This is a genomic window from Pseudomonas sp. OV226 (assembly GCF_003148705.1).
In the GTDB taxonomy this organism is placed as follows: domain Bacteria; phylum Pseudomonadota; class Gammaproteobacteria; order Pseudomonadales; family Pseudomonadaceae; genus Aquipseudomonas.
This window is the reverse complement of sequence record NZ_QGGS01000035.1, coordinates 38,119-46,299: the sequence shown is the minus strand read 5'-3', so window position 1 is coordinate 46,299 and position 8,181 is coordinate 38,119. Positions and strand designations below refer to the sequence as shown.

General features: G+C 57.8%; 9 protein-coding genes. 5 read left to right on the top strand and 4 right to left on the bottom strand.

The window, feature by feature from the left end; genetic code table 11:
- From C7534_RS33035 to C7534_RS30980, 5 genes are all read left to right on the top strand, one after another.
- Window positions 1-417, top strand: a 417-nt coding sequence (locus tag C7534_RS33035) for a hypothetical protein (protein ID WP_256594854.1), incomplete at its 5' end; no start/stop codon positions are given.
- A 132-nt stretch (window positions 418-549) separates the two neighbouring features.
- On the top strand, window positions 550-1,392 hold the full coding sequence (locus C7534_RS30995; RefSeq protein WP_046032449.1) for a DUF6502 family protein: 843 nt from the start codon (window positions 550-552) through the stop codon (window positions 1,390-1,392).
- Complete coding sequence (locus C7534_RS30990) at window positions 1,389-3,002, top strand: DUF5666 domain-containing protein (RefSeq protein WP_109788121.1); 1,614 nt, start codon at window positions 1,389-1,391, stop codon at window positions 3,000-3,002. Before C7534_RS30995 ends, C7534_RS30990 begins: the two co-directional genes overlap by 4 nt.
- Before the next feature lie 102 nt (window positions 3,003-3,104).
- Window positions 3,105-3,854, top strand: a complete 750-nt coding sequence (locus C7534_RS30985; protein WP_109788120.1) for a hypothetical protein — start codon at window positions 3,105-3,107, stop codon at window positions 3,852-3,854.
- Window positions 3,855-4,059: 205 nt separating this feature from the next.
- Window positions 4,060-4,620 (top strand): hypothetical protein, encoded by a 561-nt coding sequence (locus tag C7534_RS30980; protein WP_046032446.1) that lies wholly within the window; start codon window positions 4,060-4,062, stop codon window positions 4,618-4,620.
- A 45-nt stretch (window positions 4,621-4,665) separates the two neighbouring features.
- On the opposite strand, the gene C7534_RS30975 is transcribed toward C7534_RS30980, so the two are convergent.
- Genes C7534_RS30975 through ctaD form a run of 4 tightly spaced genes read right to left on the bottom strand, consistent with a single transcriptional unit; the run spans window position 4,666 to window position 8,181 of the window.
- Complete coding sequence (locus tag C7534_RS30975; RefSeq protein ID WP_046032445.1) at window positions 4,666-4,983, bottom strand: cytochrome C oxidase subunit IV family protein; 318 nt, start codon at window positions 4,981-4,983, stop codon at window positions 4,666-4,668.
- Between the two features lie 13 nt (window positions 4,984-4,996).
- Window positions 4,997-5,710 (bottom strand): heme-copper oxidase subunit III family protein, encoded by a 714-nt coding sequence (locus C7534_RS30970; protein WP_046032444.1) that lies wholly within the window; start codon window positions 5,708-5,710, stop codon window positions 4,997-4,999.
- Between the two features lie 6 nt (window positions 5,711-5,716).
- Window positions 5,717-6,409: a cytochrome c oxidase subunit 3 gene (locus C7534_RS30965; protein WP_109788119.1), complete on the bottom strand. Its 693-nt coding sequence runs from the start codon at window positions 6,407-6,409 to the stop codon at window positions 5,717-5,719.
- A complete protein-coding gene (ctaD, locus tag C7534_RS30960; RefSeq protein WP_109788118.1) occupies window positions 6,406-8,181 on the bottom strand; it encodes a cytochrome c oxidase subunit I in 1,776 nt (591 codons plus the stop codon). The genes C7534_RS30965 and ctaD overlap by 4 nt, the downstream gene beginning before the upstream one ends.

Here is an 8,181-nt window from a genome sequence, read left to right as displayed (position 1 = left end):
GGTGGTGGTGGTGGTGGTGGTGGTGGTGGTGGCGGTAATGGTGGCGGCGGTGGCGGCAACAGCGGTGGCGGTAATGGTGGCGGTGGAAACAGCGGCGGTAATGGCGGCAACAGTGGCCACAGTGGTAGCGACCATGGGAACGGGAATGGGAATTCAGGCCATGCCAGTTCCGGAAGCTCGAACTCCGGTCGCGGTGGTACCCACGCAGAAGCGGGTGACGACCACGGCAACCACGCCCGCGGCGAGCCCGGTGACGATCATGGCGTTCATGTTGGCGGTGAACCCGGTGACGACCACGGTGTCCACGTAGGCGGCGAGCCTGGTGACGATCATGGCGTACACGCAGGCGGCGAGCCTGGTGACGACAATGGCAACCATGTTGGTGACGAACCCGGTGACGACAACAGCCGTATCTGACGCGGCTTGACGACCTCATACAAGACCCAGGGGGCCGGTTTTGTATGAGGTATGGCAAAAAATACGCGCTTGTGTTCATGGGATTATTTCCCACGCAGCTATACTGGGGTTAACTGTCTAGGAATGCGCTGAATGCAATCGTCTACCCTGCCCATGTCCCTTCTAAAAGCCCTGCGGCATGTCATGCGGCCGCTGGTTCGTTTGATGCTGCGCAAAGGCGTCACCTACCTGGTGTTCGCCGACCTGCTCAAAGAGGTTTTTGTCGATGTCGCGGACCGTGAGTTCCGTCTGGACGACAAGGCTCCAACCGACAGCCGTATCAGTCTGCTCACCGGTGTGCACCGCAAGGATGTACGGCGCTTGCGCAACACCAGCGACCCCGCTTCCTCCACGCTTCCGGCAAACGTCACCTTCGGTGCGCAACTGGTCAACGCCTGGTCCAGCGCGCCCTTTTGTGACAACGCGGGACAGCCACTGCCTCTGCCTCGATTGGCCAGTGTCGGTGGCGACCGCTCCTTCGATGCCTTGGTGGCGATGGTCAGCACGGACATCAGGGCGCGGGTGGTGTTGGACGAGTGGCTGCGCCTGGGCGTCGTACGTCTTGACGAACAAGAGTGCGTGCACCTCGAAGTCCAGGCCTTTGTGCCGCAAAAAGGCTTCGATGAGAAAACAGCGTACCTGGGGCATAACTTGCACGATCATGCCTGCGCCGCGGTACACAACCTGAGCAGCGAAGGTCCGGCCTTTTTTGAACGCAGCGTTCACTATGACGCACTGGCCCCGACGAGCGTCGAGGCGTTGCGCGAGGCCGTTGCCAGCGAGGGAATGCAGGCCCTGTTGAGCTTCAACCGACTTGCCGCCGAGCTGGAATTCCAGGACCTGCCCAGCCCTGAACCGCGCCAGCGCATCACGGTCGGCTTGTACTTCTACACTGAAGCTTCTGATCCCAATCCGCCAACAGCCCCTAAACCATGACCGTCCATGTGCGCCTGACTCGTGCAATCGCCCTCGTTCTGGGCCTCGGGCTTCCCATTGTGTTGCAAGCCGCCCCAGCCTGTGTCAGTCAGAATGATGCCGGCATAAGTGAAGTGCCGATCATCAATGCCCCGGGTGGCACCGGCGGCACGGGCGCAGCACCTGGCGGCATGGGTGGCACCGGCATCAGCACCGACAACGGTGGGGTCGGTGGTACCGGCGCACCGCTGAAAAAGCACCCTGGCGGCATTGGCGGCACCGGTGCCGTTGCAGGCGGTGTGGGTGGCACGGGCATCAGCAACGACAACGGCGGCATCGGTGGCACCGGCATTGTCGGCACCATCACCGGGTTCGCCTCGATTTGTGTCAATGGCGTGGAAGTGCACTTCACCCAAAACGTTCCGATCAGCGAGAACGGCGTTGCCGCCTCCAGTACCCACCTGGCGGTAGGCCAAGTTGTTGCCGTGGAAGCATTCAATTCCCGGCGTGGCCTGGAAGCCGGGCGCATTTCCATCTTGCACGTCTACGAAGGCCCCTTGACCGCTCTGCCACGCGATTCCATGCCCATGCGTGTCATGGGGCAACCGGTACGCCTGGCCAACGGTGCTCAAGTCGCTGCTGGTCTGCGTCCGGGTGATCCGGTACGGGTCAGTGGGCTGCGCGATGCTCGCGGCGAAGTAGTGGCCAGCCGCATCGACCGAGCGCCCGGCCTCAAGGAGGCCAGTGCTATCGGCTCGGTGGATCGCAGCGGCTATCTCGAGGGGCTCAAACTCGGCAATCAACCGCGCCCGGCGCAGGAAATGCTGGTACGCGGCCAGTGGACCGGCCGCGAGTTGGACGTCACCCAAAGCCGTCCCGACCCGAGCCTGCCCTTCAATGGCAGGGCACGCAATGCGGTGATCGAGGGCCTGGTACAGGGCCGACAGGACCGCCAATTGATGGTTGGTGGCTTTAAGGTGACGCTGGCGAACGACACCGTGTTTGTCGGTGTGCAGCCTTCGGGGCTGGCGCTGGATCGACGCGTGCGGGTCAGCGGCGTGTTCACCGGCGCGCGGGAGGTGCAGGCAACGCGCATCGAATTGCCCCGCGAGCGCGCCGATTCTCCGGCCAGCAACCGGCACGGACCACCTGGCACCAGCGAGCAGAGCACGGACGATTCAAGTGGTTCGAGCAACTCGAGCGGCTCCGGTAACTCTGGCAACTCTGGCGGTTCGGGGAATTCAGGGAGTTCAGGCAGTGACAGGAGCGGGCGCTCCGAGAGCGAGGGCAGCGTTGTCGACGATACTCGCCACGGGGGCAATGACAGTCATGGCGGTGGCGAGAAGACAGAGCGCGTGGACGTGGACAAGTCCGGTAAGTCAGAGCGTATCGAGAAGGTCGAGCAATCCGGCAAAGTCGAGAAGGTGGAGAGGGTAGAGAAGGTCGATAAAGTCGAAAAGGTCGAGCGTCCGGAGAAAGTCGAGAAAATTGATCGGCCAGAAAAAGTCGAGAAGGTAGAGAAAGTCGAGAAGGTAGAGAGGGTCGAGAAAGTCGAAAAGGTAGAGAAAGTAGAGAAGGTCGAGAAAGTCGAGAAGGTTGAAAAAGTCGATCACTCTGGCAAATCGGGTTAAACCGTGCAGGCATGATGCACTATTGTCATAAGTAACTAGGCTGGGTAAGTCACGCAACTCAGCATGCGTGTGAACTTCGAAGACGGAACACACGAGGTGAACATGGGCCCCAAGCGCATCCTGCTCGTCGGCTTGCTTGCCTGTCTGGCCATGCCAGTCCTGGCCGATACCTTCACGACCTCAATCGGAACCGACTACTCTCGAGGCGACTACGGTACCGGTACTACTTCTGAAACCTGGTATGTCCCGCTGGTGGGCAAATACGAAACCGGTCCCATGACCTACAAGCTCACGGTGCCCTGGCTGCGCATCACCAATCCTTCGGTCGGCCCTGATGGCGACCCGCTGCCCGGCGGTTGCGGCAAAGTGGAAAGCGGTCTGGGCGACACCGTTGCCGGTGCAAGCTATGCCGCGATTGATGGCAGCGTTGGCGGGTTGTTCGTGGACTTGATCGGCAAGGTCAAGCTACCCACGGCCGACGAAGACAAGTGCCTGGGCACCGGCAAAACCGACTATTCCGCTCAGGTCGATGTCGCCAAAGCCTTCGGTGCTGTGACCGGGTTTGCCACCCTGGGCTGGAAAAAATACGGCGACCCGTCGGACACCAACTTCGATAACCCGATATTCGCCGGCCTGGGCTTCGCCATGCCCGTGTTCGTGCGCACCACGGCGGGCGTGTCCTACGACTGGCGGCAAAAGGTCGTTTCCACGGGCGACCGGATCAAGGAACTCACTCTTTTTCTCACGCACAAGCTCAATCAGAACTGGAAGATTCAGTTGTATGCCGTCAAGGGTTTTTCCGACGCCAGCCCGGATGGCGAGGCTGGACTGTTGTTCAGCCACACCTACTGATTCCCCACGGGTCCAGGCGCAGCGGTGGGCTTAGGCAGCGCCAGTGAGGCTCATCAGATCGTCTGATCCGCATACTGTGGACTGCTATACTTTTTTCAGATTGCATGAAGTGTGCGACGTTCCTCGCGGTACATCGACTGCAAATCTCAGTTAGCGGCTGCCGGACAGAGGAGGTCTACAGCAAACTCGAGATGGGAGGTGTGACATGAATCGGCACTATTACATCAGTGACAATCTCAACGATCTTGAAACTGTTGAAAATGAACTGGAAGCCAGCGGCATTAATTCCGAACAAATTCATGTGCTCAGTGAAGAAGTTGCTGAAGTTGAAGAGCATCACCTCCACGAAGTTAATTCGTTAATGAAACAAGATACGGTTCACTCTGGAGAGATTGGTGCGGTGGTCGGAGTGCCTCTCGCGCTGCTGATCCTGGGTGGCGCCTATTGGATGGGGTGGACCGAATCCGCCGCCGGCTGGGTGCCGTTTATCTTCCTTGCCATTGTTGTATTTGGCTTTTGCATCTGGGAAGGCGGATTGTTTGGTATCCAGGTGCCGAACGCTCACTTCCGCAGCTTTAAACAGATAGTTGAGGAGGGCAAACATGTCTTCTTCGTTGATGTCGAACCGCATCAGGAATCGGTTCTGGACCGGGTAATCGAGCATCATCCAACGCTGATGGTCGCCGGCATGGGAGCGGCAGCCCCCCACTGGACAGTGGCCTGGCAGCACAAATGGCATCAGTTCAAGCGAGTAATATCGGGTTAGCTCCCGCAGACTCCGGGCCATCCGAAAGCTATTTCCGAAAGCCATTTATTGGCCGAAGGATATGACCCGGCTGAGGAAAACATAGTCTGCCTCGCTGGCCATCAGCCCGACGAGCACCAGTAAACACAACGGTGGCACCAATATCGCGTAGACCATGGCCAGCCGCTCCCAAGCCATATGCATGAAGATGGAGACAATTAAACCCGCCTTCAACAACATGAACGTGATAATCAGGGACCACCGAAGGTAACCATGGAAGTGGAAATAGTCGACAAGGTACGACAGCGTGCTGAGGACGAATAACAGCCCCCAGATCTTAAGGTACAAACTGATTGGATGTTGCTGACCCTGAGCATGTGCCATCACCCGTGCTCCTCTACCATAAATAGAAGAAAGCAAAAATAAATACCCACACCAAATCCACGAAGTGCCAGTAAAGCCCGGCTATCTCGACATTCTGATAGTTTCCGGAGCGCTCATAATCTCCCCGAAATACTTTCAGCGCGACAATGCTGAGGTAGATGGCGCCGATCGATACATGCAGTCCGTGAAAACCGGTAATCATGAAAAAGCTGGCACCAAATTGCGCCGCCCCCATGGGATTCCCCCACGGACGCACGCCTTCTGCGATGAGCTTGCTCCATTCAAATGCCTGCATGCCGACGAACGTCACACCCAAGGCTGCAGTCGTCAGCATCAGGGCCGTGGTTTTCGCGCGATCACGGCGATAGGCGAAATTGACGGCCATGGCCATGGTGCCGCTGCTACTGATCAGTACAAAGGTCATGATGGCGATCAGAATAAGCGGGATTTCTCTGCCTCCGATCGTCAATGCGAACACTTCACTGGGGTTCGGCCAGGCGGTGGTGATGGTCATGCGTACCGACATGTAGCCGGTCAGGAAACAGGTGAATATAAACGTATCGCTGAGCAGGAATATCCACATCATCGCCTTGCCCCAGGGCACCTGCTTAAAGGCCTCTCTATCCGAGGACCAGTCGCTGGCGATGCTCTGCCATCCCGGTGCAGGCGGCGAGCCTGGTGGATTGGAAGAACTGGATTCGACTGGGGCTTGTGGGTGCGATGCCATGGCTTTTCACCTCAGGCCGCAGAATCTGGCGATGGCGTCATAGGTTTGAGGCGTGCTGGCCAGCAGTGCGAATAGCACGAACCAAAGACCCAGTAAGTAATGCCAATAGATGGTACAGAGCTCTACGCTGGCGCTCAGTTGCGCCAATGGCACATGACGCAGGAATTTAGCGACGATCCAGCACCAGGCGATCAGCCCGCCCAGCAGGTGGAGCCCATGCAGGCCGGTCAACAGGTAGAAGAAACTGTTGGCCGGGTTGCTGGCGACAAAGTAGCCCCAGGCGACAAACTGTTGCCAGACCCAGAGTTGCCCGGCCAGAAAGGCCATTGCAAAGACGCCCCCCAATGTAAAACCAATGACAGTAGCGTTCAGTCGAGCCTGTCGGGCGGTCATGCGTGACCACTGCAGTGCGATGCAACTCAACACCAGAAAAGCCGAATTCAGCCAGAGTGGACGGAGATTGCCTAACGGCGCCAAAGGCTCTGTCAGGGGGAGCCAGTCGGCCATTTGCGAACGGGCAATAAAGGCGATCAGGAAGAGAAAGAATAACGAACTCACCACCACCAGAAACAAGCGCAGGCCGACTCTTGCGGTTTGCCTTCTGTCGGCGCCCTCGGTGGCGTGAATACCCTCAGGGCCGCGACTCCAACTGCCGCCGGGGTCAGAGCGGTCGGCGTTTCTCAATAGCAGCCTGTTCATGTCTTGGCGTCCGCTATTTTAGTTCCGGCACCGAGTTGTCGCATGTGCTCCAGCTCCTCAGCGGAAACCGTTTGCGGAACGAAGTCCTGCTCTATCCCCGGCACACTGTAGTCATAGGCCCAGCGATGCACGACCGGCAACTTCTCTCCCCAGTTACCGTGTTTCGGCGGGGTGTCCGGCGTTTGCCATTCCAGGCTGGCCGCGCCCCAGGGATTACTGCCTGCGGGCTTACCCTTGAACACACTCCAGGCCATATTGAACAAGAACAGCAGCTGGGAAACCCCGACAGTCAATGCGACCACCGTAATGAAGGCATTCAATTCTTGCGCCGACTGTGGGATGAACGCGTAGTTTTCATAGGCGTAGTAGCGACGTGGCATGCCCTGGAAACCCAGGTAGTGCATGGGGAAGAAGATGGCGTAGGTGCCCAGAAAGGTAATCCAGAAATGCAGCTTGCCCAGGGTGTCGTTCCACATGCGCCCAGTGACTTTCGGGAACCAGTGATAAATGCCGCCGAACACCACCAGTACCGGCGCAACCCCCATGACCATATGAAAATGGGCTACGACGAAATAGGTGTCCGAAAGCGGTATATCCACGATCACATTGCCCAGAAACAACCCGGTCAGACCGCCGACCAGGAAGGTGACGATAAAGGCCAGGGCAAACAGCATCGGCACGGTCAGGTGAATGTCGCCCTGCCACAGGGTCAGTATCCAGTTATAGACTTTCAGCGCGGTCGGCACCGCGATAATCAAGGTGCTGATGGCGAAAAAAAAGCCAAAGTACGGGTTCATTCCGCTGACATACATATGGTGCGCCCAGACCACAAAACTGAGCACGCCAATTGCAATAATGGCCCACACCATCATTCGGTAGCCGAAGATGTTTTTACGCGCATGCGTGCTGATCAAGTCGGAGACCAGGCCAAATGCCGGGAGAGCAACGATGTAGACCTCCGGGTGGCCGAAGAACCAGAACAGGTGCTGGAATAATATCGGGCTGCCACCTTGGTGATTGAGCTGCTGCCCCAGAGAGATCATCGCCGGCATAAAGAAGCTGGTGCCCAACAGCTTGTCAAACAGCATCATGACCGCACTGACAAACAATGCCGGGAAGGCCAGCAAGGCCATGATCGAGGCCATGAAGATGCCCCATACCGAGAGTGGCATGCGGAACAATGTCATACCGTGCGTGCGCGCCTGCAACACCGTGGTGACGTAGTTCAACCCGCCCATGGTGGCCGCGACAATAAAAATCGCCAGTGAGATGAACATCAGGACAATGCCCCACTCGACCCCCGGTGTCCCCTGGCTAATGGACTGTGGCGGATAGAGCGTCCAGCCCGAACCAGTGGGGCCGCCAGGGACAAAAAAACTGCTGAGCAACACCAGTACCGCCACCAGGTAAAACCAGTAGCTGAGCATATTGACGTAGGGGAAGACCATGTCGCGGGCGCCCACCATCAGCGGGATCAGATAGTTGCCGAAGCCACCCAGAAACAAGGCCGTCAGCAAGTAGATAACCATGATCATGCCGTGCATGGTCATCGCCTGATAGTAAGTACTGGCGTCCATGAACGACAAACTACCGGGGAAGCCTATCTGCATGCGCATCAAGTCGGACAACACCAAAGCGATAAGACCCACGAACAGAGCCGTCAAGGAGTATTGAATGGCTATGACCTTGTGGTCCTGACTCCAGATGTATTTGGTCAGGAAACTTTTGGGTTCGTGCAGTACTTCTGTTTCGGCATGCTCCGCATAGGCCAT